Origin of the sequence: Lentisphaera marina, assembly GCF_028745505.1 — a bacterium.
GTDB lineage: Bacteria > Verrucomicrobiota > Lentisphaeria > Lentisphaerales > Lentisphaeraceae > Lentisphaera > Lentisphaera marina.
Map to the genome: position 1 here is coordinate 1,763,054 of NZ_JAQZZL010000001.1, position 26,239 is coordinate 1,789,292.

At 40.1% G+C, this 26,239-nt stretch carries 24 protein-coding genes and 4 tRNA genes; 10 read left to right on the top strand and 18 right to left on the bottom strand.

The features are described 5' to 3' along the window. The first annotated feature begins 11 nt into the window (after nucleotides 1-11). Entirely contained in the window at nucleotides 12-935 is a 924-nt protein-coding gene (locus PQO01_RS07210; protein ID WP_274313355.1) for a lysophospholipid acyltransferase family protein, read from the top strand. On the opposite strand, the gene PQO01_RS07215 is transcribed toward PQO01_RS07210, so the two are convergent. From PQO01_RS07215 to mqnC, 6 genes are all read right to left on the bottom strand, one after another. After that, nucleotides 902-1,429 carry a hypothetical protein gene (locus tag PQO01_RS07215; protein ID WP_274313356.1) on the bottom strand — a complete coding sequence of 176 codons (528 nt, stop codon included), beginning with the start codon at nucleotides 1,427-1,429 and terminating at the stop codon, nucleotides 902-904. The two genes, PQO01_RS07210 and PQO01_RS07215, sit on opposite strands and share 34 nt — an antisense overlap. 59 nt (nucleotides 1,430-1,488) lie before the next feature. Continuing rightward, entirely contained in the window at nucleotides 1,489-2,277 is a 789-nt protein-coding gene (locus PQO01_RS07220; protein ID WP_274313357.1) for a 3'(2'),5'-bisphosphate nucleotidase CysQ, read from the bottom strand. A gap of 17 nt (nucleotides 2,278-2,294) precedes the next feature. Next, nucleotides 2,295-2,371, bottom strand: a tRNA-Met gene (locus PQO01_RS07225). 23 nt (nucleotides 2,372-2,394) lie between these two features. Further along, nucleotides 2,395-2,471: transfer RNA gene (locus PQO01_RS07230), tRNA-Met, on the bottom strand. Between the two features lie 17 nt (nucleotides 2,472-2,488). Then, nucleotides 2,489-2,565, bottom strand: a tRNA-Met gene (locus PQO01_RS07235). Nucleotides 2,566-2,671: 106 nt separating this feature from the next. Further along, nucleotides 2,672-3,724 carry a cyclic dehypoxanthinyl futalosine synthase gene (mqnC, locus tag PQO01_RS07240; protein WP_274313358.1) on the bottom strand — a complete coding sequence of 351 codons (1,053 nt, stop codon included), beginning with the start codon at nucleotides 3,722-3,724 and terminating at the stop codon, nucleotides 2,672-2,674. Between the two features lie 166 nt (nucleotides 3,725-3,890). On the opposite strand from mqnC, the gene PQO01_RS07245 reads away from it, so the two are divergent. Then, on the top strand, nucleotides 3,891-5,825 hold the full coding sequence (locus tag PQO01_RS07245) for an ATP-dependent DNA helicase (RefSeq protein WP_274313359.1): 1,935 nt from the start codon (nucleotides 3,891-3,893) through the stop codon (nucleotides 5,823-5,825). A 2-nt stretch (nucleotides 5,826-5,827) separates the two neighbouring features. Here the strand turns inward: PQO01_RS07245 and glmS are convergent, their stop codons facing one another. Together glmS and PQO01_RS07255 are read right to left on the bottom strand one after the other, a co-directional pair. Beyond that, the gene (gene glmS, locus PQO01_RS07250; RefSeq protein ID WP_274313360.1) at nucleotides 5,828-7,660 is read right to left on the bottom strand and encodes a glutamine--fructose-6-phosphate transaminase (isomerizing); all 1,833 of its coding nucleotides are present in this window, start codon (nucleotides 7,658-7,660) and stop codon (nucleotides 5,828-5,830) included. Between the two features lie 95 nt (nucleotides 7,661-7,755). Beyond that, nucleotides 7,756-9,795 carry a serine/threonine-protein kinase gene (locus PQO01_RS07255; protein WP_274313361.1) on the bottom strand — a complete coding sequence of 680 codons (2,040 nt, stop codon included), beginning with the start codon at nucleotides 9,793-9,795 and terminating at the stop codon, nucleotides 7,756-7,758. Nucleotides 9,796-9,874: 79 nt separating this feature from the next. Between PQO01_RS07255 and PQO01_RS07260 the strand changes: the two genes are divergently transcribed. The 3 genes from PQO01_RS07260 (at nucleotide 9,875) to PQO01_RS07270 (ending at nucleotide 12,329) form a co-directional block, all read left to right on the top strand. After that, complete coding sequence (locus PQO01_RS07260; protein WP_274313362.1) at nucleotides 9,875-10,480, top strand: RNA polymerase sigma factor; 606 nt, start codon at nucleotides 9,875-9,877, stop codon at nucleotides 10,478-10,480. Nucleotides 10,481-10,548: 68 nt separating this feature from the next. Continuing rightward, entirely contained in the window at nucleotides 10,549-11,235 is a 687-nt protein-coding gene (locus PQO01_RS07265; protein ID WP_274313363.1) for a 3-keto-disaccharide hydrolase, read from the top strand. A gap of 83 nt (nucleotides 11,236-11,318) precedes the next feature. Continuing rightward, a complete protein-coding gene (locus tag PQO01_RS07270; RefSeq protein ID WP_274313364.1) occupies nucleotides 11,319-12,329 on the top strand; it encodes a zinc-binding alcohol dehydrogenase family protein in 1,011 nt (336 codons plus the stop codon). A gap of 43 nt (nucleotides 12,330-12,372) precedes the next feature. Here PQO01_RS07270 and PQO01_RS07275 read toward each other — a convergent pair whose 3' ends face one another. From PQO01_RS07275 to PQO01_RS07315, 9 genes are all read right to left on the bottom strand, one after another. Continuing rightward, a complete protein-coding gene (locus PQO01_RS07275) occupies nucleotides 12,373-12,594 on the bottom strand; it encodes a hypothetical protein (RefSeq protein ID WP_274313365.1) in 222 nt (73 codons plus the stop codon). Between the two features lie 103 nt (nucleotides 12,595-12,697). Beyond that, nucleotides 12,698-12,771: transfer RNA gene (locus tag PQO01_RS07280), tRNA-Arg, on the bottom strand. 5 nt (nucleotides 12,772-12,776) lie between these two features. Next, nucleotides 12,777-13,220, bottom strand: coding sequence for an SsrA-binding protein SmpB (gene smpB / locus PQO01_RS07285; protein WP_274313366.1), 444 nt, complete (start codon nucleotides 13,218-13,220; stop codon nucleotides 12,777-12,779). Nucleotides 13,221-13,334: 114 nt separating this feature from the next. Then, nucleotides 13,335-14,957 (bottom strand): B12-binding domain-containing radical SAM protein, encoded by a 1,623-nt coding sequence (locus PQO01_RS07290; RefSeq protein ID WP_274313367.1) that lies wholly within the window; start codon nucleotides 14,955-14,957, stop codon nucleotides 13,335-13,337. 98 nt (nucleotides 14,958-15,055) lie between these two features. Then, on the bottom strand, nucleotides 15,056-16,204 hold the full coding sequence (locus PQO01_RS07295; protein ID WP_274313368.1) for a nucleotidyltransferase domain-containing protein: 1,149 nt from the start codon (nucleotides 16,202-16,204) through the stop codon (nucleotides 15,056-15,058). Nucleotides 16,205-16,279: 75 nt separating this feature from the next. Next, a complete protein-coding gene (locus tag PQO01_RS07300) occupies nucleotides 16,280-16,666 on the bottom strand; it encodes a hypothetical protein (protein ID WP_274313369.1) in 387 nt (128 codons plus the stop codon). A gap of 18 nt (nucleotides 16,667-16,684) precedes the next feature. Beyond that, nucleotides 16,685-17,041 (bottom strand): hypothetical protein, encoded by a 357-nt coding sequence (locus PQO01_RS07305; protein WP_274313370.1) that lies wholly within the window; start codon nucleotides 17,039-17,041, stop codon nucleotides 16,685-16,687. Beyond that, nucleotides 17,034-18,269, bottom strand: a complete 1,236-nt coding sequence (locus PQO01_RS07310) for a hypothetical protein (RefSeq protein ID WP_274313371.1) — start codon at nucleotides 18,267-18,269, stop codon at nucleotides 17,034-17,036. The genes PQO01_RS07305 and PQO01_RS07310 overlap by 8 nt, the downstream gene beginning before the upstream one ends. Before the next feature lie 7 nt (nucleotides 18,270-18,276). After that, nucleotides 18,277-20,202: a DNA translocase FtsK gene (locus PQO01_RS07315; protein ID WP_274313372.1), complete on the bottom strand. Its 1,926-nt coding sequence runs from the start codon at nucleotides 20,200-20,202 to the stop codon at nucleotides 18,277-18,279. Nucleotides 20,203-20,390: 188 nt separating this feature from the next. Between PQO01_RS07315 and PQO01_RS07320 the strand changes: the two genes are divergently transcribed. Further along, nucleotides 20,391-21,377: a flavin reductase family protein gene (locus PQO01_RS07320; protein ID WP_274313373.1), complete on the top strand. Its 987-nt coding sequence runs from the start codon at nucleotides 20,391-20,393 to the stop codon at nucleotides 21,375-21,377. Here PQO01_RS07320 and dinB read toward each other — a convergent pair. After that, entirely contained in the window at nucleotides 21,374-22,438 is a 1,065-nt protein-coding gene (gene dinB / locus PQO01_RS07325; protein ID WP_274313374.1) for a DNA polymerase IV, read from the bottom strand. The two genes, PQO01_RS07320 and dinB, sit on opposite strands and share 4 nt — an antisense overlap. Nucleotides 22,439-22,609: 171 nt before the next feature. On the opposite strand from dinB, the gene PQO01_RS07330 reads away from it, so the two are divergent. The 4 genes from PQO01_RS07330 (at nucleotide 22,610) to PQO01_RS07345 (ending at nucleotide 26,036) form a co-directional block, all read left to right on the top strand. Then, complete coding sequence (locus PQO01_RS07330) at nucleotides 22,610-23,260, top strand: MOSC domain-containing protein (RefSeq protein WP_274313375.1); 651 nt, start codon at nucleotides 22,610-22,612, stop codon at nucleotides 23,258-23,260. Nucleotides 23,261-23,652: 392 nt separating this feature from the next. Continuing rightward, the gene (locus PQO01_RS07335) at nucleotides 23,653-24,423 is read left to right on the top strand and encodes a metal ABC transporter substrate-binding protein (RefSeq protein WP_274313376.1); all 771 of its coding nucleotides are present in this window, start codon (nucleotides 23,653-23,655) and stop codon (nucleotides 24,421-24,423) included. A gap of 3 nt (nucleotides 24,424-24,426) precedes the next feature. Beyond that, nucleotides 24,427-25,188 (top strand): metal ABC transporter ATP-binding protein, encoded by a 762-nt coding sequence (locus PQO01_RS07340; RefSeq protein WP_274313377.1) that lies wholly within the window; start codon nucleotides 24,427-24,429, stop codon nucleotides 25,186-25,188. Further along, the gene (locus PQO01_RS07345) at nucleotides 25,185-26,036 is read left to right on the top strand and encodes a metal ABC transporter permease (RefSeq protein ID WP_274313378.1); all 852 of its coding nucleotides are present in this window, start codon (nucleotides 25,185-25,187) and stop codon (nucleotides 26,034-26,036) included. The genes PQO01_RS07340 and PQO01_RS07345 overlap by 4 nt, the downstream gene beginning before the upstream one ends. Nucleotides 26,037-26,239 lie beyond the last annotated feature (203 nt).

Below are 26,239 nucleotides of genomic sequence, written 5' to 3' on the forward strand. Positions count from 1 at the left end.
CAAGTGAGTAGATGAAGTTTTTTTTAAGAATAATTTATTATATTTTCTCATTATTACCTGATTTTTTATTATACAGTTTAGCAAAAGTGCTGGGCTTACTACTTTTGCATGTATTTCGTTTTCGTAGAAAAATTGTCATTTTCAATTTAAACTTAGTTTATGGTCAAGGTGTTTGGGATAAATCTTTGTTAAAACAGATATATTTTCATTTTGGACTGACAGCAGTTGAGCTCTTGCAACAGCCTGTGCGAAGCTCAGCTAAATTGTTAGAGAAAGTTAGTTCAAAAAATGACGAGATTTATCGAGATGCAATAAATGCAGGAAAGGGAGTTCTGATTTTGACGGGTCATTATGCTAACTGGGAAAAGTGTATTTTGAAGGTAGTTGAATTTGGTAATCCTGTTAGCGTTGTTATTAAAGATGTAAAAGGTTTAGAAAAAGGGTACTTTTCAGAGACCTTCAGAGCTCCACATAAAGTCATATGTCTTGAAAAAGATGGTCGTGCCATGATGTCTTTATTTAAAGCTCTGAGGCGTGGTGAAACGGTTGCTATGGTGATGGATCAAAACTCTAAACGCTCGGAAGCCTGTTTTGTTAACTTTATGGGCGAATTGTGTTCAACTTATGCATCTCCTTTGCTTGTGGCTGCTAGGACAGGAGCCACAGTTGTTCCTACTACAGCCTATAGAAATGAAAAAATGTTGTCGCAGACAGTTCAGTTTCACGAAGCGATGAGTTTTTCTAAGGATGAAGCTGGGGAAGAATCCATACAAAAAAATACCCAAAAAGTTATGGATGTTTTAGGTCAGGCCTTGTATGATCACCCAGCTTACTGGATATGGATGCATAAGCGTTGGAAAACTCGTCCCTTAGAGGAGAAAAGCAATGGCTTAAAGGTCGACTATTCAGCGACGGCTCCACCTACTCCTAAATAGATGTTTGTATTTGGTGTGGGTTGCCAGTTGAGCCAAGAATCAAGATTGTAGTATGAATTGTTGTCCCAGTTATATCTTTTATCACTTTTGACTTCGGCTCTTTCGACTCCCATGCCCCAGGTTAGGTTGGGTTGAAGTTTTTCGGAATAGGTAAAGCCTTGAGCGTAGCCTGAGCTATCTCCACCCCAAAATCGAGTATGTAAAGTCAGTCTATAAGAATCTCTTCCGACTAAAGAATGAAGAAATTGTATATCATCTTCAGTGTAGTAATCGGTTAAATATGAGTTGTAGATGTTTTGATCTTCAACCGAGCGTTCTGAGTAGCTTTTACTCTTACTTAAAGATGCTGTGTATAGGTTACTTAACCATTCTTTTTGTGAGGAAGTTTGAGTGTAAAAAGAAGAGGGGATCTCGAGTCGAAGCTGTTTAGCAGATAAGTAGTCTAGGCTAGGGTCTGGACTAATGGCTAATAGACTGAGATATAAGAGTGGCATACAAGCAAAGTAATTCCCTTTTTTTAAAAGGTAAAAGCAAACTGATAAAAAGTACAGCCTTAATCAATTTGGAAAAATTTTTGCGCCGACTTAAAAAGTTCTTTAGATGGGAGATAGAAAAAGTGACTATGATAACAAATCTCCTTATTATACAGCAAGGGTTGTCCATTAATATCACGTAAGCCTTCGCCGAGTGATTGTAATAGGCAGTCTGGTGCAGCGGTGTCCCATTCTGCGATCTTGTTGATGTGAATGTAATAGTCTGCTTTACCTTGGAGGATTCTACAAGCTTTTACCCCCGCAGAACCACAACGAAAACTTGTGAGTCCTTCTTGTTCGGCAAATTTGAATATTTGTGATGTGGCACGAGACTTTGAGACAATGAGTCGATTGCCCATGGCGTTTACGTTATTGAGTTTTTTCTGATGCCCTGTGATTAAATCTAATTCTTGCAAGGGGAGGCCGGGTCCACCAAGATAGGATTTATGTTCCTGTGGAATGCTTACACACGCGTAGAAAGGTTTATTATTGCGGAGTATGCAGATCATGACGCAAAACTCGGGGCTCAGGGCAATGAACTCGCTAGTACCATCTATGGGGTCAATAACCCATGTATATTCACAATCTAGACGTTTGTGGTCATCTGGGCTTTCTTCGCTTAGGAGAGCGTCTTCTGGGAAGTGTGTACTGATTTGGGAAATAATGTAATCATTGACTTTGATATCTGCTTCAGATACGAAAGATTGATCAAGTTTTTGCCAAGTTTTAGTATTTTCACTAAAGTGATCATTACAAATTTTAGAAGATCTCTGGGAGAGACTCTGTAATAATTGAATTCTGGGATCCATAAACTACCGAAGAAAAATGGTTGCGGGGGCAGGATTCGAACCTACGACCTTCAGGTTATGAGCCTGACAAGCTACCTGACTGCTCCACCCCGCGACCTTAAAAGAAAATATATAAAATGGTTGCGGGGGCAGGATTCGAACCTACGACCTTCAGGTTATGAGCCTGACAAGCTACCTGACTGCTCCACCCCGCGACCTTAAAATATAAAAATGGTTGCGGGGGCAGGATTCGAACCTACGACCTTCAGGTTATGAGCCTGACAAGCTACCTGACTGCTCCACCCCGCGACCTTAAAAAGTGGGTGTTTGCTGTGGTGGTGACCACTCGCAAATAATTGAGGCTTTTAGTTATACCCCGAGATCAAAAGACTTCAAGAGTATCTTAGAAGGAAAGTTAAGATTTTCCTGCTAAAACTTTATTGTACAGGGTGTCTCGCTGTACTGGAGTGAAGCCAGCTTCGCGAATCATACTACGTAGACCTTCGGCACTTGTTTTGTTGATAAAGCCAGTTTCAGCGTGAACGTTTTCTTCGAAGAGAGTTCCACCAAAGTCATCAGCACCATATGATAATGACTTTACGCCAGTGTCTTTACCTTCACTAAACCAAGATGCTTGTATATGGTCAAAGTTGTCTAAGTAGAGACGCGAAAAGGCAAGGATTCTATAGTAATCATCGGGAGTGCTTTCACGTGTAACTTTTTTTCCTAAAAGAGTGTTATCTTTCTTATATGTCCACGGAACGAAGGCAGTAAAACCTCCTGTGCGGTCTTGGATGTCGCGAATGGCCTGTAAGTGAATCAAGATATCTTCGGCTTCTTCTCGGTGGCCGTACATCATTGTTGCTGTCGATTTCATGCCGACTTCATGAGCCACTTCATGAATATGTAACCAACGGTCAACCTTGTGTTTCTTCGGAGAAATACGATTACGAACTTTTTGCGAAAGAATTTCTGCACCTCCACCAGGAAGTGAGAGTTGACCAACATCATACATTTTTTGCAAAACTTCACGGACATCAATATTTTCTACTTCAGCGATGTTATCAATTTCTGGTGCCGACCAAAAATGAGGGATAATTCCAGGGAATTCTGCTACAGTCATTTTGATAATATCTAAATAATAGTCGAGTTTCAAGTCGGGGTGGAGACCACCTTGGAGTAAAACAGTGGTCGCATCAAGAGCTGCTGCGTCCTTCATCATATTGCGAACATCTTCTAAGCTACGTACGTAAACTTCTTCATCTTCTGGCTTACGATAAAAAGCGCAAAACAGACAATCAGCCGTACAAGCATTTGTGTAGTTGGGGTTTGAGTCAATAACGTAAGTGACTTCACTTGCAGGATTGATTTTATTACGTTGTTCCACTGCCATTTTTTGAAGGTCAAAAAGGTCAGCGTTTTTGAAGAGCTCTAAGCCTTCTTCAAAACTCAATCTTTGAAAACTCATTTGCTAAGTCCTAGGTTTAATTTTTTAATAAGCCAAAAATAGTCCCATTTTCTTTAAATTCATCACATTCATTTAAGATTAAAAGCGATAAAAAAAAATATAAAACTAGCATAGCGCTTTTTGAGGTTTAAAGTGGCCACAATTAAATACCATATGAGTCTTCATTTTGTCAATTTTTCCAGAGCATTTTAGTTTTTTAGATGGGCGCGATTTTGAACGGCGCCCGCAGCAAGAGACGATGGCTAGTAAGGTTTATTACTCCCTGTCAGAAGGTTTAAATTTATGCGTGGAAGCTCCTACTGGAGTAGGGAAAAGTATTGCTTATCTTTTACCTGCGGTAAAATGGCATCGACAAACTGAGCAAACTAAACCAATAATCATTACGACTCACACCAAGCATCTACAAGAACAGCTTCTCAAAAAGGATGTGCCGGCGGTACAGTTAATGCTCGGGGATGATTTTAATGCGGTTATTGGTATGGGAAGAGGGAATTATATTTGCACTCGTAGAATGAATGCTGCCGCAGCGGGGAGTCCAGATTTTTTACCTGACGAGAGTATGATTCCAGAAGTTTTTCGCATTAAATCATGGGCTAGCACAAGTGAGAATGGCGCTAAAACTGAATTGCCTTTTGCAGTCGATAATGGCGCGTGGGGGACAGTTAATGCAGAAGAAGGCAATTGTTTGAATCAACGTTGTCCTCATTTTAAACCCTGTTTTTTTCAGAAGTCGCGACGAGCGCTCTATAATGCCGATGTGATTATCGTTAATCATGCCCTATTTTTTGCGGACCTCGCAATCAAAGCGGAGACTGGCGACGAGCAAGCCGGGATTTTACCTTCCGCTTCCGCCATTATTGTTGATGAATGTCATACAGTTGAGGACGTGGCGGCAGTTCATTTAGGTATTCGCTTGTCAGCAGGAACCTTTTTGTACCAACTAAGACGTATTTATAATAAACGTAGTAAACGAGGAGCGATAAGCACTGTTAGTGATGATAGAGGCCGTCATTTAGCGGCTCGTATGCATGATGAGGTCCGTGATTTTTTTCAGAGTCTTCATTCTTGGTTACCGGATGAAAGTAAAACGCATAGAATTCATGAGCCTGTAGTTAAAGAAAACCCTTTAGCCGAAGGCTTGACTCAGCTTTGTGGTTTATTGGAAGTTTATGCCGATGAAGAAGAGGGCAATGTAGAAAAAGAGACTGAATTGCGTTCATTGTCGAGACGCTTACTAAAGCTCACTGATAGTCTCTCTTTTTTCTTACGAGCGAGTTCTGAAGAACATGTATTCTGGTTTGAGAAAAGCACTAAACATTTATCGATGCATGCAGCGGCCATTGATGTGGCCCCCATTTTAAACGACTTACTTTTTCGTTCAAAAATACCTGTGGTGACGACGAGCGCGACCCTCGCAGTAAGTGAAAAACTTAATTATTATCGTAGTCGTGTCGGCATGAATGAAGCTTTAGATATGATTCTAGATAGTCCTTTTGACTTTAAAAACCAAATGAAAGTCTTTGCGGCCCAAACTTTGCCTTCGCCTAAAGACAATGATTATGAAAAAGAAGCAATCACTTGGTTGCGCTACTTTATTCACATGTCGACGGGTGGGGCATTTGTCTTATTTACTTCCTTTTCGCAAATGAAACGTATAGCGGATGCCGTTCGTCCCTTTATGAATGAGATGGGACTCAAGCTTTTTGTTCAAGGCGAGGCGGCGTCCTCAGCTATTTTACTTCAAGCTTTTAAAGAAGATAATAATTCGGTTCTATTTGGAACAGATACTTTTTGGACGGGTGTCGATGTGCCGGGGGAGTCTTTACGCAATGTCATTATTATGCGCATCCCTTTTGCCGTTCCTGATCACCCGCTCATTGCGGCGCGTTGTGAACATTTGGAGAAAACTGGAGGGAAAGCCTTTTTTGATTTCTCAGTTCCTGAAGCTCAACTCAAATTACGTCAAGGGATAGGACGCCTTATTCGTTCGGCAAAAGATCGCGGTATCGTCGTTTTGATGGATAGCCGCGTCAGCAATACGAATTATGGGGCAAAATTCCTTCGAGCAATGCCCGAAGGATGTGAAATCGAACACTTCTAATTCTATTCGACTGTAACTGATTTTGCTAAGTTTTTAGGTTGGTCAATGGGACAGCCTCTCAAGTCCGCAATATGGAAAGAGAAGAGTTGTAGTGCCACAGCAGCTAATACTGGAGCCGTCGTTGGGTGAGCCTGGGGGATAACTATTGAATCATCTGCAGGAGTCTCAATGCCCTCACTCACAACTGCAATTACGGGAGATTTGCGAGAAGAGCATTCTCTAATATTTGACACAATCTTTTGCGAAGAATCTTTATTTGTACAGATGGCTACCACAGGAACTTTTTCATCGAGAAGAGCCAAAGGGCCGTGTTTAAGTTCAGCTGCGTGATAACCTTCGGCGTGGATGTATGAGATTTCTTTAACTTTCAAGGCTCCCTCAAGTGCTACGGGGTATTGATAGCCACGCCCAATGAAGAACATACTGTGAACATCGGTGTATTTTTCAGTAATAGTTCTAATAGAATCAGAGAGTTTTAAAACTTCTTCAATCTGCTCAGGAAGTTTATCAATAGCTTCGAGTATGTCTGCAGCATGGCTACGATCTAAGCGCTTGGTACGACCAAGTAAAACAGCCAGTTGTAAGAGGACGGAAACTTGAGTCGTAAATGCCTTCGTCGACGCAACTGAAATTTCAGGTCCTGCATGCAGGTAAACACCTCGTCCTGCTTCACGAGCAATGGTTGAACCTACGGCATTACAGATGGCAATGAGGTCAGCGCCTTTTCGTTTAGCTTCATGAACAGCAGCTAAAGTATCGGCTGTTTCACCAGATTGACTCAGGGCAATTGCCAAGGTGTTTTTTTCAATGATTGGATTGCGATATCTGAAGTCAGCGGCTTGTGTTACTTGGCAGGGGATTCCAACTAAGTCTTCAAAGAAATACTGACCTAAAAGTGCCGCATTGAGAGATGTGCCACAAGCAAAAAGTTGTATGCGATCAATGGAGGCGAGTTCCTTGGGGTTCATGTGCAAGCCACCAAGAGAAGTGGTGGCATTTTCGAAATCTAAGTGACCACGTACTGAATTTCTTACCGCTCTAGGTTGATCGTGAATTTCTTTCATCATGAAAGTGGAGTAACCGCCTTTTTGAGCTTCTTCAGCAGTGTGCGTGATTTTTTCTTCGTTGCGTTGGACTGATTTTAAGCTAAGGTCATGAAAGCTGATGCCAGATTTATTGACTATCGCTAAGTCACCGTCATTCAGATAGACAACTCTATCTGTGTGTTGAACAATTGCATTGATGTCAGAAGCGATGATAACTTCATCTTTGCACAAACCAATAACAATGGGGCTACCGAAGCGTGCCGTTATAATTGTGTCTGGTTCATCTTTGGAAATCACGGCGATGCCATAGGCACCTTCGACTTTTGCTAAAGCTTCCGAAACAGCTTTTTTGAGGTCTTTTTCATAATGAGCTTCGATAAGATGCGCAAGGATTTCTGTGTCGGTCTCAGATTTGAATACATGGCCCTGCGCAAGTAAATCATTTTTTAATTCTTGGTAGTTTTCGATAATTCCGTTATGTACTAGAGCGATGCGAGAATTTTGACCTAAATGAGGATGAGCGTTATTTTCGGTAGGTCCACCATGTGTAGCCCAGCGCGTATGAGCAATACCACAATGTAACTGACTAGTATCCGCGAGTTGCGAATCATCATCAATGCGTTGCGCTAAACTCGATACTTTACCTGCAGCTTTAACAGTATAGATATCGTCTTCTTTTAAGACACTAATGCCAGCGGAGTCATAACCGCGATATTCTAATCGTTCTAAGCCATTAATTAGTACTTCTAAGGGGTTCTTTTCACCTGCATATGCGATGATTCCACACATAAAATATTCCTATAAAAAATTTGATTTGTCCATATTACAACGGCTTTCGTATTTTTCATTATAGAGTTTATCTAAAAACAGTGAGAACAATGATTTTAATTAGTCATTCTTTTCAGTGTAAAGTGCTTCGAAAGTAATTGGATTTCATCTGGCTTTAAATATGAATCTTGATAGACGATAGTTTGAACCCCAGTGCTTTTAAGTATCTCAATTCTATTCATTTGAATTTCATTGAGCCGGCATGCAGAAATGTTGAGCGTTTTTAAAGGGATGTCTTTGATTTGGATGAACTCAAAAAATGCAGTATTGGATATGTCCAAATAATCAAAATCAAGTTCACTAAGGATATTGACTTTGTAGGGCTCAACTATGAAGCGGCTAATAGGAAGATTTGCTAAGTTGACTTTCCCACCAATAAGAAAGTCATATTTATTGTTTAGTTTTGTCTTATCCCAAATTTTATTATTATAAAAAACCATAATTTTTGCTAATAAGATGGAGCCTTCGATATCCTGTTTTCGATGAGCATTGAACTTAACATGTTTGTGATACATGGCTTTAACTAGTTCATATTGACTATTGCTAAATTGCAGGAAAATCTCAGCTAGCTGACTGTCGCTTAATGCTTGAGAATCCTGCTTTAATTCTTTTGCCCAAAGACTGAGTTCTATAAATTTAGATAAATTGTTTTGCGATTCGATTTCGGCGAAAGTTTTTGAGGCCTCATGAAATTCTTGCAAAACAAAATGTAAGAGTGCTTTTTTTTGTAAAATCTTTTTTCTTTTTTTAGGGCTGTGCTGCTTTTTTAGAGCGTCGTTTAAAAGGTATATCTTTCTTTTAGCACTACTTAGGTCATCACTATCGGCGATTTCGTGGGTAAGCTCAAGGATATCTTCAGTTAGTAAGGCATTTTGTTTATGAGCAACTTTGAGTTCTAATAAATTTTGTTCCGCCTTTTGCCTTTCTTGTAAAGCAGTTTGCTTAGCTTTTATGGCAAGATTGCGTTCTTCGCGGATGCGTTGTAAAGACTGGCTCGCAATGAAAGCAATGATTAAGAGTATAAAAAGAATAAGACTTAGTGTTTTATACTGCCGACGTATAAGCAACTGTAAGTGAACCCAGAAACTCGCGTCTTCTGCGAGCGTCGCAAAACCTTTTTGATATTTGTGGATGTCTAATTTTAAACTATTGACGGAGGTGTAGCGCTGGTCGGGTTTAGGGTGTAAACATTTTTTCAAAATAGCTTTGAGCGCGCGAGGGGTATTATTTTTAGGGTCAATTTCTTGAACTGTTGCAGATTTTGTTTTTTCTATGAGGGTGGTGATCTCATGACCTTGAATAGGTGCTTCTTGGGTAAGTAGAAAATACAGGATGCCTCCAAGCGCATAGATGTCAGTTCTTTCATCTTTTGTTTCATAAGCATGAGCTTGTTCAGGGGCCATGTAGCCAGGAGTGCCTTTGATTTGTCCTTGTAAAGTCATGTGATTGATAATGTTGGGGTCAAGCTGTGTTTGAGCTTCTGCTTGAACTTCGGCTTCTTCATCTTGTTGGAGCAAGCGTGCGATACCCCAGTCACAAACCGTTACTTGACCAAAAGAGCCAATGTAGATGTTTTCTGGTTTTAAGTCTAGGTGTAAAATCGAATGGCTGTGAGCATAGGAGATGGCATCGCATATTTTTAAAAAGATATCAAAGTCTAAATCTTTTTGTTTGTTTTGCTTGAGGTATTTTTTGAGAGTTTGCCCTTCTAATAGTTCCATCGTGAAATACGGAGACTTATGCTCATCAATTCCAACATCATAAATGGTGATGATGTTGGGGTGCTGCAGGGAAGCAGTGAGCCGGGCTTCGCGTAAGAACTGTTCAATAGTTTCGGCATTTGAATCGCGTTTGAGTCTCGCTAAAGCAATGATGCGTTCGGCTTTTAAATCTTTTGCCCGATAAATTTTCTTCATGCCTCCTTGATCTAAGGGGCCTAGGATTTCATAAAACTCATCTAGCTGTTTGATTTCGTTTTGGATGGGGTAGGCCGATTCTAATTCATGTTCATTTAATTCAGCATCAAAAAACTCACTCAGACTATCGTCAATATGAGTAAAAAAGTCTTCGTCTCGATTGTCTTTAGAAGAATCCACGGGGCACCATTAATGAGATTTAAGTGAGATATAATTAAGAAATCCTTTTCAAATTAGGCTACTTACTTTATTTTGTAAAATGAAAGATGATTATTCCACGAGTTATACCTTATTAAATCGAGCCTGTGCCGAAAACGATGCTATGGCTTGGGAAGAACTTATTGGTTTTTATAAGCAATACATCTATGTGATTATTCGCTCAATGAACATCGCAAAAAGTGACGCAGAAGACGTCCAGCAACAAGTTCTAGTTCAACTTTGGAAGTACTTGCCCACCTTTGATAAAAATCGTCAAGGAACAAAGTTTAGGTATTGGCTCTCTCGAGTTACAAGAAACCAAACGATAAATTTCATTAGAAAACAAAAATCTTACGAAAAGAGAATCGATCAAGCAAAAAACTTTAATGAAGTTGATATGCTTGAAGAGGCGACGGAGTCAGAGCGAGAAGAGGAGGATAAAAAAGAGTGGGAACTTTTTATCTCAAATAAAGCTATGGATAATATCCGCTCTCACTTTAGTGACAAAGCTTTAAAAGCTTTTTCTTTAGCTCGCAAGGGTGTGCCCACCAATGAAATAGCCACAGAGATTAAGGTTAGTCATGATTCGGTATATAAATACATCAGCCGTGTAAAGCTCAAGCTCATAGAAGAAATCAAACACTTACGTAAAGAATTAGACTTCTAGTATTTGTGTTTTTTAGTTTCATATACTACTATTTAATTATTAATTAATTGTGTAAAATAGGTTTTTATATGAAACTTCTCATTTTGTTACTTGTTCCTTTTTGTGTATTGGCTGAAACTAGCGATTTATCATTCAAAGAACTGTTTAATGGTAAAGACCTTTCTGGTTGGGTAAATGTGAATACCGCTGAAGACACTTGGTCAGTTAAAGATGGCTTGTTGATATGTAGTGGAAAACCCATTGGAGTCATGCGAAGTGATAAGCAGTACGAAAATTTCATTCTCGAAATTGAATGGCGCCATATGAAAGCAGGGGGGAATTCCGGGGTATTTATTTGGAGCGAAGGTAAAGGCTATAAAAATAAACCCTTACCCAAAGGAGTAGAAGTTCAAATGTTGGAACTTCAATGGTCTAAAATTCATAAAAGAACTGATGCCTATGTTAGTGGAGAGCTCTTTGGTAGCATGGGTTTAAAAACGGTGCCAGATAATCCACGTGGAACGCGAAGTATGGGCTTAGAGATGCGTTGTAAAGGAGTTGGTGAATGGAACCGCTACACAGTTGTGGCTGTTGACGGTGTGGTGAAATTAGCTATCAACGGGAAGTTTGTAAATGGCTTGAGTCATTGTGAGATCAAGAAAGGCTACTTGTGTTTGGAAGCAGAAGGCAGTGAGATTCACTTTCGTAAAATACGGATAATGGAACTAGAGCCTGGAATAACACAAGAAGAGCAAAAAGCCCCCAAAGTGAATTAAGTATGCTTGGTTAAAATTCCCTAAGTACATTTTAAGTGCTAAAGTAATAAGCTTTAGATATAAAAAATATATAGGCGGGAATAATGAAAGCAGTTGGATACAAGAAGGCAGGTGGGATTGATCAAAAAGAAGCTTTATTGGATATTGAAATAGAGCTTCCTGTGGCCGAAGGCTATGATCTCTTAGTAGAAGTTAAAGCGATTTCGGTAAATCCAGTAGACTATAAGATCCGGCAAAATCGCTCATCTGAGAATGGAGAATGGCAAATAATTGGCTGGGATGCTTCAGGAATCGTCAAAGCAGTCGGCGATAAAGTTAGTCATTTTCGTCCCGGTGATAAAGTTTGGTATGCGGGGGATTTAACTCGATCTGGAAGTAATTCACAATATCAATTAGTGGATGAGAGAATTGTTGGAAAAATGCCCGAGACCTTGAGTTTTTCCGAAGCGGCAGCAATGCCATTGACAACTTTGACTGCTTGGGAAATGCTTTTTGATCGACTACAGGTCGAGAAAGAAAATTCAAATAAAAGTATTCTGATCATTGGTGCGGCTGGTGGCGTTGGCTCGATAATGGTACAGCTGATTCAAAAATTGACTAAGTTGAATTTAGTGGCAACGGCTTCTCGACCAGAAACAAGGGCGTGGTTAGAGGACTTAGGTGTAAAAAATATTATTAATCATCGCAATAAATTGAGTGATGAATTTCTTAATAAACAAATTTTAGAAGTCGATTATGTAGTGAGTTTGAACCGTACGGATCTTCATTTTTCAGAAATAGTCAAGGTCATTAAGCCACAAGGTAAATTTGGTTTAATAGATGACCCCAGTGAATTAGATGTGAAGCTTCTTAAGCAAAAGTCAGTGTCACTGCATTGGGAATTTATGTACACACGCTCAATGTTTAATACCGATGATATTCTCGAACAACATAATATCTTGTCAGAGGTCTCTCGATTAATTGATCAGGGTGTAATCCAAAGTACTTTGGGTGAGCATTTTGGTAAGATCAATGCAGAAAATTTGCGTAGAGCGCACAAGTTATTAGAGTCAGGTAAGTCGAAAGGGAAAATTGCTTTAGAATCCTTTGAGTAGCCTAATCAGTAGAGACGCTTTTACTAAGTGAGAACGTCCAAGTTTATTGTAGAGGAAATTGTTCCGTAATAACGGTTTCCGGCTTTTTATCTGCTTGATCACTACTCAGTGAAGCAATAAGGATAATGATAAAAACAAAAAAAGCGGTGCACAAACAAGTGAATAGTCCCACTGCCATAAGAAAGTATTGGACGATTTTCTTTAAGTCAAAAGAGCTTTCAGGGCTCTTGAATTTCACTAGCGGTTTTGGCTCTTGATGATTCATGGTTAATTCAATCTTATGTGCAATTAGTTATGATTTTAATGATAATAGATCTTTTCTCTAATCTCTGCAAGTTTACTTGATAAGCGATTTTAAAGTTTAGAAGTGCTCTGGGGCAGATTCGAACTGCCGACCTTGAACTTAGGAGGTTCCTGCTCTATCCAGCTGAGCTACCAGAGCAAAAATTAGAGAGTCTTGTTTTTAAGGCGCTGTAGTGCGCGGTCATTATCGCGTTTCTTAATAGTATCGCGTTTATCAACGGTGTTTTTACCTCGACAAAGACCTAGGGCAATCTTGATTTTTCCGCGCTTTAGATGTACGCCCAAAGGAATGACCGAGAGTCCTTTTTGTTCAACCTCACGCATGAGTTTGCGGATTTCGCGTTTGTGGAGCAATAAACGACGTTTGCGTTTGGGTTCGTGATTGTTGCGATTTCCTTGTTCATAGGTAGAGATATGAGACTCGCGCATATAAGCTTCGCCTTGTTCAAAAGCAACAAAGGCTTCTCCAATAGAAATCGCTTTATTACGACAGGATTTGACTTCAGTACCTTGAAGTTCAATTCCAGCTTCGTATTTCTCTATAACTTCGTAATTGAAACGAGCTTTTCTGTTAGTGGCGATTTCCATTTTGATCCTTTAAAAAATTTGCGCTAATATAGGTAAGCTTGTGAATGGGTCAAGTTCTGCTTGATTCACCGAGAGTAAGAAAGGAGTGAGTTCAAGCTCAATGCAATGATTAAATTAGTCCTGTAAAACGAGTGCCGGGCTTTTCCACAATGATATACTAGTCTTTTTATTATTTATACAGCCCTTGCCATAGGTGATGTAGAGTTCTTTGTCGGCATACTTATAGATATACTGACGTTTTACTTTGGAATCTTCTTTTTGGCCACAAATAAATTCAGCGCCATCAGGGATTTGTGCTGGATTGATCTTTGCGGGGAAGAGGCCGCGCTCTGGAGAGAAACCAGCAAGGAACCAGGCTTGGGCTAAATCAAATAGCGCATCTGTTTCATCTATTTTCTTGAGATAGTCATAAAGTAGACGGAAACGTTTTTCTGGGTTCAAAGGTTGAGCAAAGGCATCCTGGGAGCGCATGTGGTCATGGAACTCTTCAAAAAAACTTAGCTTGCGTTTTATCGCATTGATAAGCACAATCTGTAAAGGTTGATAGTTATAATACCAATCGATTAGTCGCGACCATTCAGCAACTTGTGTGAGTTCATCATAATTCATTGTCGCGGTACGCAGAACTTCATAGGGCGGCGTGGGTGCTGCAACAATTTCCTTGTATTCACACATTGGGGTGCCAGGTAAGAGTTTTAAATTTTCTAATTGAATTTCAGCGGGTTCAAGAGCGATAAGTGCCAAAAGGTCATTAAGCTGACTTTCTCGTGTCGCACCCGGGAGGCCACCAATTAGGTCTCCGTGGATTTCGACATTCTCCAAATCACAAAGGATTTGTAAACCTTTTACCGTGCGATCCATAGGACTGCGGCGTTGTACAGTATCATAAGTGTCTTGAGAAAAAGTTTGCAGCCCAGTTTCAATATGCATTTGTCCTTTGGGCATTTGTTTAAGCTCGTGCAAGAACTCATCGGTAACTAATGCGGGATCAACTTCACAGTGAAAACGCAGTTGGGGGAATTCTTCCCGAAACATCTGCATGAGTTTGAGTGTTCGGCTACTCTTAATATTGAAAGTTCGATCTAAAATTCGAACCTCGGTAGTGCCAATCTTGGCGATTTTCTGTAAGTGTTTACGAACATCGTCTAATGGGATGAAACGTAAAACAGTATCTAAGCTAGAAGTACAAAAGGAGCATCGATTAGGGCAACCACGTGAAGTCTCGTATTGTACAAAAGGACGACGCTCGTCAAACAGGTCACTGTAATGTGGGACAATGTCTTCCATCTTAGCGAGAGTAGCTTTGGCATTATCACGGTAGCGACCCTCATCATCGATCCAGCAGAGACCATTGATGTAACCATAGCCTTTACCTTCAAATACTTCTTTTAAGGGGATTTCGCCTTCGCCACGAACAATGACATCGATCCAGGGATATTTGCGCAGTATGGCTTCGTTATCGCCAAGGAATTCTGGCCCACCTAAAATCACTTTAACTTGAGGATTGATGAGAACGTAGCGTGAAAGGATTTCGTAGAGTTCTTTACAGGAGAAAATATAGGCTGAGGCCAAAATCATTTCAGGATTACTATGATTAAGACGGTGTAAGACGCGTTCAGTTTTTTCTTTGATGGCACACTCCACTAAAGTCCATTCATGAGCTTTTTCGGGATCGGCGTAGCCTCTCAAAATGGGGTAGGCCATTGAGGTGTGAGAAAAAGAGCTGTTAACTGACAAAAAAGTAATGCGCATAAGTAATAATTATTTTTTAGATCATAATGGGAAAGAATTAAATTATGTCAAGCTGAAAGTAAAAAATGTCGAGCTCGAGAGCTTCAATTTTTCTTTTTTAGTGCAAGCTGAAAATAAACGAAAGGAATGATTAGGGGATATAGGTAAGAGAGCTTGGGACTGAGTAAAATTTTTCTCATAACTTCAACACTAGGTCTTAAGAAAATATAGCAATTGCAGCTGATTTTTTTTCTAACTGAGTCGTGATTCGAAGCCGAGTACAGCATGAAGTTAAGAGATTTCTTAAACCATGAGACGTCTTTTTCACGGAAGGGTTTTAGGGGATGGCTATCTTCATTTAATATATGATCGTTTTGCCAATTTGGAGGCAGGATCTTGCTGATAGCGTTAGGTGTCTTTATTTCGGGATCGATCGCGAGAATAGATGTAAAGGTTTTACTTAGTACTCTTTGTAAATCAAATTCTTTGCTGAGTTGAGCAATTAAATTCCAGTCTAGCGTATTTTTTTGGCTTAAAGTGAGCAAGTCGAGTAAATGACAGAGACGACGTTGAGGAGATTTAATTCGGTGGCAGGCTAATAGTAAAAAAGTAAATTCTGCTTGCATGACTGTAAAGTCATGATTTTGAAACTCGTAAACTTGAGCGTGTTTGATGCAATCAACAAAAGAAAAGTTGAGCCCGGTCCGTGGATGGTTTGGACGCCAATGAAGATCAATAGTAATCTGTTTTTCTTCATTAAACCATTCGATTTCAGAATCTGCTTTTACAAAAACCTCTTTGCCCCAGAGTTCTGGATCCCGACTTATCTTGTAGCCAAGTTCAGTGAGTAATTCACCTACTTGTAGAAGTTTATTGGGAGGGACAATAATATCCAGATCACAGGATTCGCGAATGGAAAAATCACCATAGATTTTTTGAGAGAGGAGTCCACCTTTGTAAAAAAGAATATCAATACCCGCATTATCGAAAGCGTGATTAATAGTTTGAGCTTCACGTAGAAAAGCAAGGTTGCGAAAAGTCCATTGTTTACGATGCTCTTTGAGATAGGATTTGAAGCCTTCGGGGAGGTGAGGGTTTGCTTTAAGAAGTTCGTAAAGCTGAGGACGAATGCGGTGGTATGTACATAAACTTTTGAGTTTATCTAAGTCAAAAGGGTGGTTAAAGTCGTAAGTTTGCGGACTTCGCAAACAATTTAAAAGCACACTTTCTTCATTTGATTCACTTTCAATCATGCATCCACTCAATTTGTTTCTATAGTTTAATCAGTTTAAGAAGTGAATTCAATGGCGAGAAGAATTCTAAGCAGCTTAAGGAGAGAAATCAGCAATGATTTCAAGTTCACCTTTTAGGTAATGAGCAGTATGAGCACTGCTAATAGGGATCTCATCTAACTTGAGGCGGGCCATCAACAGGGCGCGACTTTCGTAAATTTCCTCACGAGTTTCGCCACTCTTGATCAAATAAAAGGCTTGGCGATGAGGAAGGGCAGGAACTTTAGCTTTACTACTTTTGGCAGAAGCCTTTTTCTTACTACTAGCTTTTTGTGAAGAAGGTAAATCAACAGGAACAGGAGGGATCTTAAATTTACCTTCACTTAAACTAGCGATCTCACTTTCAGCACGATATATAGACGCAAAGAGTTCCTGCCTCTGGAGAAGCAGTTCTTGTAATCGTATGTGATCAGTGGGATTCATGGAATTAATGAGCTGTGTTTATTCAGCACTGTCCTCGTTTTTTGGAGTTTCTTCAGGTTCTTCTTCATCTGTTTCTGCAGGAGCATCATCCTGAGCTGTTTCAGAAGGATCAATTTTTGCGCTTTTAGCAGGTGCTTTTTTCTTGGGGGACTTGCCTCCAAAAGCGACGTCGAATTCAGGTGCATCAAATTCAAAGGTGCCTTCGTCACCAACAACATTGTTGACTTGTTCTTCGAGTTCGGCAATTTTACGGTAAGCTTCGTGACGTAAAACGAGTAATTCATCAATTTTACTACGGGCTTCTAGGGCGGCGCGTAGGGTGTCGGTATCGGCGCCAGTGACTAGGTCAATGAAACTGAGGGCTTTTTTAGCCATGGTTAATCTCCTGTGTTGTTGTTGATTGGGGGCTGAGTTCCTTTGAACTCAAGGCAAATTCACGGATGCTTGGAATGGGGTCTTCAAGGAGTTCTTGAGCAAGAAGACCGGGAAGTTCGGGGCATTTAAAACCGCGCTTTGCTAAAATATAAATGAGTAGGCGATCGCTATCCGAAAAAAGTTGAGCCACTTGTTGGGGCTGAAGATCGGCATAGAGCGCTAATGTATATAAAATTTCTTTATTTGCACGTGATAGAGTGCGTATAATATCGGGGTGATTGTCGGAAACGAAAATCAACTTTTTGGCTACGTCGGCTTGAGCATTTTCTGCGAGTTTAATGAGCTCATCAAGCTCTAAATCTTGCGTTTCGAGTAAGAGCAGTAATGCATCGCTTTCTGCACCATGAATGAATTCTTTTAAAACTTGTGGACAGAGCCTTTGCGTCTTAAGCATTTGCTCAATGAGCCGAGGGTGAAAACTAAGTATGCCAGCCTGATCACAAGGATCGAGTTCAAAAAGCTCTAAACAAGAAGTCGCTACATCTAAGTAAGGACTAAACATCAGTGGACGTAATATCTTCGGGCTTAGATTTTTTCGTTCAAGTAGGGTGCTTTGAATAATATGATCATTGGAATGAGCTAAAACGGCTAGAAACTCATCGTCGTATCGTCCCGTGAAAATGGCCTTGATTTTAACTTGAACATCCAAATCAAAACAAGCACGTTTAAAAGCTTCTTCATCAGCAAAGCGTTGCAAGCCGGCTAAGCGTACGACGGGCGAGGTATCGAAATGTAAGTATTCACGAATACGTAAAGGGACTTCTTTGTTGGCAGCAAGACTTGCTCGAACACTGATACAGGGGTCTTGAGCTAAAGTATTGGCAGCTTGAGGGGATATAGCGGGGTTTGCGGAGAGAGCAATTTTTTGACTATTGTGTTGACTCTCGCGGGCAATCATCGTCATGGCTGATACAGGTAGTCGTGAATGAGATGCCAAGGCAATGGCAGCGTTTTCTTCAAGTTCTTTTTTACAGAGTTCTTCAATGAGTGCCGAAGGTGTGTCGCTAAATGAAGCTAAAAAGAATTCAAACTCGGGGCAATTATGTTCATAAAAAGCATCTTGAAGAACGCGGGTTGGAATATAGTCATCTTGAAGTGAATCAAGTGTATCTTGAAGATCGCGTTTGATTTCTTTAATAAGTTTTTCGGCTGTGATATCAATGGGCATAAGTCATTTAATCCAAAAATATTTCACGTTTTCCGCCCGGCTTTTGAGGTCCGAGGATGCCGCGGTTTTCAAGTTCTTCGACAATACTCGCAGCGCGATTGTAGCCGATTCGTAAGCGACGTTGAATATATGAAATAGATGACTTTCTATCTTGGCGAATGATCTCAATGGCTTCGTGAAGTAGCGAGTCTTCATTATCAATTTCTAGTGTATCGACTGCCTCTTCATTTTCTTTTGGAGCTTGGCGCATAAGTAATTGGGCAAGTTCATTATCAAAGTCGGCCTGAATCAAGGAGGAACATTCTTTAACTAAGTCTTCAATTTCTTCATCGCGCACAAGCGCTCCTTGTAAACGTTCGCTAGTGGCTCCACCAGGAGCTCGGAATAGCATGTCACCTTGGCCGAGTAGTGACTCTGCTCCCTTGGTGTCGAGAATGACGCGTGAATCAATTTGGGAAGAGACTTTAAATGCAATTCTTGTAGGGTAATTGGCTTTGATGATTCCCGTCAGAACATCAACACTCGGACGCTGAGTTGCAATAATCGTATGGATACCCACCGCACGAGAGAGTTGAGCAATTTGAGCTAAGTAGGTCTCTACCTCATTTCCCGCATTCATCATGATATCAGCTAGTTCGTCAATCACTATGACCATATAGGGATAGCGTTTAGGGGTAGATGGATCTTCATCTTCTTTAATTTTTCTTGAATTGAAAGCGGCTATATTTCGTGCGCCGACACTCGCCAAAACACCATAGCGTCTTTTCATTTCATCGATCACCCATTGTAAGATAGCAGGAACTTTTTTAGGGTCGTTAACTACTGGCATGAGCAAATGAGGAACGGTTCCATAAACACTGAGTTCAACAACTTTTGGGTCGACTAAAATGAGCTCAAGTTCAGCGGGAGAAAATTTACTTAGCAAAGAGGCGAGAATTGTATTAATACAAACTGATTTACCACTGCCAGTTGAACCCGCAATCAGTAAATGAGGGGCGCGAGCAAGATCGAGTATAATGGCTTCTCCAGAAGTATTCCGACCTAAAACAAGAGGTAGGGGATCTTTGGATTTCGTCCAAGTTGATGTAGTGAAGAGGTCACGAATAGCAACCGGATTGGGATTTGGAGATGGGATTTCTACGCCTACATAGGGTTGTCCTGGTACAGGTGCTAAAATACGAATGGAAGAGGAATGCAATTCCATGGCAAAGTTATTATTCAGACGGGCAATATCGGAGACCTTCACGCCCGGCGCAGGGCGTATGTCCACACGTGCAATGCGGGGTCCGCAAGTTAATTGCTGAACGACCGCATCAATGCGAAAGCTATCAAGAGTGTCTTGAATAGTTTCCATTGTTCCTTGTTTCCAATCTTCGGAAGTATGGACATATTCATCTGAATTGATGAAACATGAGAGGTCGGGAACTTTGTAGTTTAAACTATCAGCTTCTCGTTTATTCAGGTGCTCACTAACGAGTGCATCTTCATCAACACTTTCTTCAGCGATAACCTCTACTTCTAAAACAGCTTCTTCACTGACTTCTGCTTGATTAGATTCAGGAGTGAGTAAATGATCTACTGGATCGAGAGAGGGTTTATCAAGCATGATTTGGCGATAGTGAGAAATGACTACCTGAGCTTGGTCACTATGTTGAGTATAGTTTTCTTGTCGGTTTTTATAATCAACAATGAGTTCTTGGTACGAGCGCATTGTGGGCTTAGTTTCTTGTTCTACAGCATCGGCTTCAAAAGAAACCTTGTCATTAGTGCTTAAATCTGTTGGTTCTGCCGCAAGGTCATTTTTGCTTGTTGTGCCTTTACTTGTAGCAGGAGATACTTGCGTACGGGGATCATTAGAAAAGAAGTTTTTGACTAAACCTTTCACAGTGCGAAAAACTTTTTTCGCTGCTTCTTTATCTTCTTTATTGACCATTGAGTTCTAACTTATTCCGGAGCTGATTTTCTTAGTAGAGGCTTATTTTAGATTGAGCTTGCCTAAATTCAATTCAAGCAGGGGAGAAATTGATTTCAACTTAGAGTTTTTTTTCGAGCTTGAAAAGCAGATGAAAAGGCAGATTTTATCAAAAAGAATTTTTTAGCCTCAGAATCAAGGAACTAAGCATGCGAGTAAAAGTTAGCAAAATAATAGAACATTGCCCCACCATAAAAACCTTTTGTTTGGAGCCAATGGATACTTACAAAAAATATTTTGCAGGTCAGTATTTAACGATTCATACGGGCGCGGATGGTGATGTCCTACGTCCTTATTCACTCAGTAGTTCACCGACCAATCCTGGTTCATATGAAATTTCGGTCAAACTCATTGAGGGTGGCTTAGGTTCCACTTGGATGCATTCCGAAGTCAAAATAGGAGATGAATTAACTTGTGAGGAGCCAGAAGGGAAATTTACACTTCAGCAAGCGGCTTTAACAAGTGTTTTTGTTGCAGGTGGGATTGGTGTGACGCCAGTTTTATCCATGGTCAAATATGCCTTAGCAATAAAAGATACTCGCAAGCTATTTTTCTTTTACGCCTCACGCTATTTAAAAGATTTGGTTTTTCATCAAGAATTACTTGATTTGGCTTCTGAAAATCCCAACTTGATTTACGTACCAATTATAAGTGGTGATCAAGATCCTGAGTGGACTGGTAAGCGCGGGCGAGTTAATCAAGAACTTTTGGAAGAAGCGGGAGTTATTTTTAAAAGAGCCGAATTCTACACTTGTGGGCCAGACGCCATGATGAGCGACTTGCAAGAATTAGCCCTTTCTCAAAAAGTTTCGAAATCCAACTTTCACAAGGAGCTCTTCCAAGTTGCAGCGCCGGTAAATTCAGGCTTCTCTGGTACCCTTAATGTGAATTATAAGGGTGTGGATTATGAGTACAGTAAGGAACAAAGCTTACTAGATTTTCTCCATAGCAAAAAAGTACGCGTACGTCATTCCTGTAAATCGGGGATTTGCGGTTCATGTGAAGTGCAGTTGAAGGAAGGCGAAGTACGTCATGTAAATGAAGAGTTTTTCAGCGATGAAGAATTAGCAGAGGGACGCCGTTTGGCTTGTTGTTCATTCCCGGTGACTGATGTGGTTGTTGACAAGCACAATTAAAATAAATCGGGCTGTGCTAAATCATTCTTTGTGAATTTTACTCCACAGCCCAACAGGCGAACGCGAAGTTGATTGCGTTCTAATGCTTTGACGAGCAAAGCTTCCATGACTTCCCAGTTGAAATTCAAATCTGCACACTCGACTGTGGTAGAAGTAAAATCGGCAAACTTCACTTTGAGTACTGAAGTCTTGATCTTGTATTGCGGTTTTTCTTTTAGGTAGCTGTGGAGTTTTTTCTTGCATTCATCAAACACCGTTCTTAAAGCTTCTAGGCATTCACTATGACTTAGGTCGCTATCGAAGGTTCGCTCTCTAGTGTAAGATTTGCGCTCGCGGTTGGATTGGACCTCTCTATTATCAATTCCATGAGCAAGGGCAATGAGTTCTTCGGCACGATTAGTGCCAATGACTTTAGCTAAATTATCGGGAGAGATTTTTTGTAAGTCAGCACATGTTTCTAAAGCAAATTTGCGTAGTTCGCGAAGGGTTTCTTTACCAACACCCCAGATCTTTTTTACAGGTAATTGCTGAACAAATTTCGCCACGTTTTCGGGGGGGATAGTGTAGATTCCATCGGGTTTCATCCAATCAGAAGCAATTTTGGCTAAAAATTTATTAGGAGCAATGCCAGCGGAGGCGTTAAGACCAGTATGCTCAAAAATATCTTTTTTTATGGATTGAGCAATGAGTGTGCCACTCCCGTGATGAAGTGGTGAATCACTAACATCTAAGAAGGCCTCATCAAGAGAAATCGCTTCGATGATCTGGGTGTATTTTCGAAAGATTTTGAAAACTTCTGCACTGACTTCTTTGTATTTATTCATGTTGGGACGAACTAAGATGAGCTCTGGGCAACGCCTTAAAGCCACTGCAGTGGAGAGGGCGGAATGTACCCCAAAAGCACGCGCCTCGTAATTTGCTGCGGCAATGACACCACGTCTCTTGGCAGCTCCACCTACAGCCACGGGTTTGCCCTGGAGTTCACTTTGATCGCGAACTTCCACCGCCGCAAAAAAGCAATCCATATCTACGTGGATAATTTTTCTCAATTTATCTTTCATGTTCATAGCCAGTCATAAATATTAACTTGCCATTTTTGATGAAAAAAGAAAATGATTGAGTCAGAATTTTCAGAAAATATTATTATTTTACATTTAAGTTTAAGAACAATACTAAAACACCTAGATGAATCCTGTTAGATAGATTTATTTAGCTTAAATAAGCGGGGAATAATGTTCATTAAAAGTTTACAAGTCAGTGAAATCAAAACGATTTCAGATACGGGTAGCGGAGAATGGTGGGACAAAGAATGGACCACGGGTTTTTATAAAAAACCTGTAGGAGGTGCAATTCATTTGGGCTATGAAGGTTTTGCAAAGGACGATCAAGCCGACCGTCGCCATCACGGTGGTAGTGATAAAGCTATTTGCGTCTATTCAGATGATCATAGTGAGTTTTGGCGAGATCAACTTGGTGATTTTGAACACGGGGCCTTTGGAGAAAACTTTACACTTGCAAATGCCTGTGAAGAAAGTGTTCACGTTGGAGACATATATAAAATCGGAGAAGAAGTCTTAGTTCAAGTTTCTCAGCCACGTCAACCATGTTGGAAGCTGGCACGTCGTTGGAAAATAAAAGATTTAACTAAGCAAGTCGAGTCGAGTGGGAAAACGGGTTTTTATTTCCGAGTTTTAAATCCAGGCTGTGTTGAAGCGGGGCAAGAACTGCAATTAATTGAACGTGGGAAATACTCCTTAGCGCATTGTAATGAGATTCGTTACCGTGATAAAAAGAATCGTGAAGCTTTGTTAAAGTTGGCATATTACCCAGCGCTTTCAGCGAGTTGGAAAGATAGCTTTTTGAATTCCTTAGCAAAACTCTAAATTTTTTCTTTGAGTGATGTGGGAAAGAGTCAAAACTTATGGCTATTGAAGCGGGAGCTTTACTTAAGTCCTTTAACGAGATCGGTGATAATGAACGTAAATGTAAGTATTTGAATTGTGAGTAGTGTAGCAAACATCTTTTTCCCTTTTAATTTATTGACTCCCTGTTTAATGATTACGGAGCCAAAATAGACAAACTGTCATGGTTTATGACGAAAATGTAATGTTTTTTATTAAATAGCTTTCATAAATGAATCCATTCTACTGAGATATGAGGATGTTTACATGATGATCTTTGTCATGGCTATTCTTAATGAAAATGGATTATCATTATTGCTTTTTACTTAAGCAGCTCTAGTTTTAATGATAATTAATTATCAGTAAGGTTTTCAATGAAGTATTTCGTATGCTTGTTTTTTCTTGTGACGACTCAAGTTTTTGCCAAAGGTGAAGTGAAAGTTGAGGTCTCCATCCCTCCTTTAAAAGGTTTAGTGAATACAATTGGTGGTAAGTGGGTCACAGTAAAGAGCCTAATGAGCGATTCTGTAGATCCTCATATTTTTAGTGTTAGCCCCGGTCAGATAAGCCAAATTAAGAAGGCTGATTTAATGATGGTGGTCGGGACAATGGATTTTGAGAAGAAGTTGATCAAATTAAGGACTGATACTATCAATTTGGGATCCGATTTTGTAGAAGAAAATGAACATTTATGGCTGGACTTAAGCTTTTTGAGAAGTGCAGCAAAATCAATTTCCAAAGCCATAATTTCAAAGAATAAATCAGCTAAAAGTGATGTTGAAAAAAACTTGGATAGCTATCTAAAAAAACTTTCTGAATGCGAAGCATTTATTATAGAAAAGAGAGCAAAGATTACGCAACCTATGTTTTATTCTTATCACGGAGTCTTTTATTACCTCGCCAAAGAATATGATTTACAGGAAGTTTATATACAAGTAAATCAAAAAACGCCTACACCACGAGAACTCTTAACGATTATCAATAAAGCTAAAAAAGATAAAGTGAAAGTCATTTTCATGCAGGCGCAATTTAATGATCGTCCAGCCAAAATGATTGCCTCTCGTACAGGCGCAAAAATCATTAAAATTAATCCCTTACAAGAAGACACGCTAGCGCTACTTAGACTGGCAATAGAGTCCCTGTAAAACATGCATTCCTGCCACGATCATAATCACGAAAATCATCACCATCATTGTCACGACCTCAATGGTCCAGTGATTGAGATCAAAGATATGTTTTTTGCTTATGGCGATAAACATATTTTGCAAAACCTAAATCTTCAGGTTAAGCATGGTGAAAACATTTGTGTCATTGGCCCCAATGGTGGAGGTAAAACTACTTTATTAAAGCTACTTCTAGGATTTTTACGTCCCGCTTCGGGAACGGTCAAAATTTTTGGGACTGCCGCACATCATACTTGTGACCAAATTGGTTATGTACCTCAGCACGTTAAACTCAACAAGAACTTTCCTATCACAGTGAAGGAAGTCGTCTTGATGGGCTGTCACCTTCATTCCATTTTTAGTCGCCATAAAAAGGCTTGTCACGATCAAGCTCAAGAAGCGATGGAATTTATGCGCATTGGAGATTTAGGGCAGCAGCAATTTAATAGTCTTTCCGGTGGTCAGCGTCAACGAGTACTCATTGCAAGAGCAATTGCATCTCACCCCGCTTTACTGCTTTTGGATGAGCCCACAGCCAATGTCGATCCGAGCTCGGCAGAGGATTTTCGTGAACTTATCAATAAGTTGAAGGGGCAAGCGACAGTACTTACTGTTTCACATGATATTTCATTCATAACAGGTGATATTGATAGGGCCTTTGTGGTTAATCGTAGTCTTCAAGATTTATCTGCGGCAGATATACAAGAAGATAAATTAATGACTTACTATCGGGGTGGCCCCCAATGATGGATCTTTTTAAAGAACTTCTTCCAAACGGCTTTCTCTTTTGGCCTTTTTTAGCTGGACTCGTCGGAAGCTTCTCCTTCGGAGTGGTTGGATCTTATGTCTACGTGCGTAAACTCTCATACGTAGCTACCGCCATTGGTCACAGTTCAATTGCTGGTATAGGCATAACTTATTTCATCCAAGAAAAAACGGGCCTTCTTATGCACCCTTTTGTTGGAGGGGCATTCTTCACGATTCTCATGGCCTTATTTATTGGCTTTTGCACTCTTCGCAATGAAGAGAAAGGCGACTCCGTTATTTCGTCTACCATGGTGGTTAGTATGGCTCTTGGCCTCATACTTTTACATATGGCGCAAAACGTAAAAACCCTTTCCACAACGGCAATCTTTTTTGGTGACATAATGTTTGTCAGCAAAGAAGATGTAATAGTCATACTTTGGGTAAATGCCCTGGTACTCTTTTGTGGCGTGCTTTTCTATAATAAACTCAAGATGGTTTGTTTTGATGAAGAATATGCTCGTCTAAGAGGCGTGAACTCGGCATTTTATTATTACCTCTTACTAAGTATTATTTCTCTGTCCGTGATTGCAATGACTATAATTGTTGGCATCGTCTTAGTTATAGCCCTCATGACTTTGCCAGCCGTGACAGCTGCCTTGCTCAGTAAACGTCTTTGGCATTGTATGGTGTGGGCCTCGCTAATTTGCTTGCTTTCAGTAACCCTAGGCTTTGTCTGCAGTATCAGTTGGGATATCCCCACAGGTCCCTGCATTGTCTTGATCTCATCAGCACTCTACATTTTCGTGCATTTTATAACTAACCTTCTCCGCAAAAAAGAATCATACTAAATTAGGAATTATTTAAAGATGATATTTAATTCGTCTTTGAATTTAAGTGATTCTGAAAAGGCTTGTCTGCTTAAGTTTAAGGTTCTAGTTAATTAAGAAATTGAAGATTTTTTTTATCTCTTGTGAACAATAGAACTTCAATTTTCTCCGCAAATAAATTTGCGGAGAAAGCAAAAGTAATGGATGAAAGCAAGGTCCTTATA

Bases quoted from the DNA above. Each gene is read 5' to 3' on its own strand.
- PQO01_RS07220 (WP_274313357.1), bottom strand. From the start codon at position 2,277: ATGGATCCCAGAATTCAATTATTACAGAGTCTCTCCCAGAGATCTTCT.
- dinB (WP_274313374.1), bottom strand. From the start codon at position 22,438: ATGAAAGATAAATTGAGAAAAATTATCCACGTAGATATGGATTGCTTT.
- PQO01_RS07270 (WP_274313364.1), top strand. From the start codon at position 11,319: ATGAAAGCAGTTGGATACAAGAAGGCAGGTGGGATTGATCAAAAAGAA.
- PQO01_RS07345 (WP_274313378.1), top strand. From the start codon at position 25,185: ATGATGGATCTTTTTAAAGAACTTCTTCCAAACGGCTTTCTCTTTTGG.
- PQO01_RS07315 (WP_274313372.1), bottom strand. From the start codon at position 20,202: ATGGTCAATAAAGAAGATAAAGAAGCAGCGAAAAAAGTTTTTCGCACT.
- PQO01_RS07265 (WP_274313363.1), top strand. From the start codon at position 10,549: ATGAAACTTCTCATTTTGTTACTTGTTCCTTTTTGTGTATTGGCTGAA.
- glmS (WP_274313360.1), bottom strand. From the start codon at position 7,660: ATGTGTGGAATCATCGCATATGCAGGTGAAAAGAACCCCTTAGAAGTA.
- PQO01_RS07310 (WP_274313371.1), bottom strand. From the start codon at position 18,269: ATGCCCATTGATATCACAGCCGAAAAACTTATTAAAGAAATCAAACGC.
- PQO01_RS07275 (WP_274313365.1), bottom strand. From the start codon at position 12,594: ATGAATCATCAAGAGCCAAAACCGCTAGTGAAATTCAAGAGCCCTGAA.
- smpB (WP_274313366.1), bottom strand. From the start codon at position 13,220: ATGGAAATCGCCACTAACAGAAAAGCTCGTTTCAATTACGAAGTTATA.
- PQO01_RS07215 (WP_274313356.1), bottom strand. From the start codon at position 1,429: ATGCCACTCTTATATCTCAGTCTATTAGCCATTAGTCCAGACCCTAGC.
- PQO01_RS07295 (WP_274313368.1), bottom strand. From the start codon at position 16,204: ATGATTGAAAGTGAATCAAATGAAGAAAGTGTGCTTTTAAATTGTTTG.
- PQO01_RS07300 (WP_274313369.1), bottom strand. From the start codon at position 16,666: ATGAATCCCACTGATCACATACGATTACAAGAACTGCTTCTCCAGAGG.
- PQO01_RS07210 (WP_274313355.1), top strand. From the start codon at position 12: ATGAAGTTTTTTTTAAGAATAATTTATTATATTTTCTCATTATTACCT.
- PQO01_RS07330 (WP_274313375.1), top strand. From the start codon at position 22,610: ATGTTCATTAAAAGTTTACAAGTCAGTGAAATCAAAACGATTTCAGAT.
- mqnC (WP_274313358.1), bottom strand. From the start codon at position 3,724: ATGAGTTTTCAAAGATTGAGTTTTGAAGAAGGCTTAGAGCTCTTCAAA.
- PQO01_RS07305 (WP_274313370.1), bottom strand. From the start codon at position 17,041: ATGGCTAAAAAAGCCCTCAGTTTCATTGACCTAGTCACTGGCGCCGAT.
- PQO01_RS07320 (WP_274313373.1), top strand. From the start codon at position 20,391: ATGCGAGTAAAAGTTAGCAAAATAATAGAACATTGCCCCACCATAAAA.
- PQO01_RS07340 (WP_274313377.1), top strand. From the start codon at position 24,427: ATGCATTCCTGCCACGATCATAATCACGAAAATCATCACCATCATTGT.
- PQO01_RS07260 (WP_274313362.1), top strand. From the start codon at position 9,875: ATGAAAGATGATTATTCCACGAGTTATACCTTATTAAATCGAGCCTGT.
- PQO01_RS07335 (WP_274313376.1), top strand. From the start codon at position 23,653: ATGAAGTATTTCGTATGCTTGTTTTTTCTTGTGACGACTCAAGTTTTT.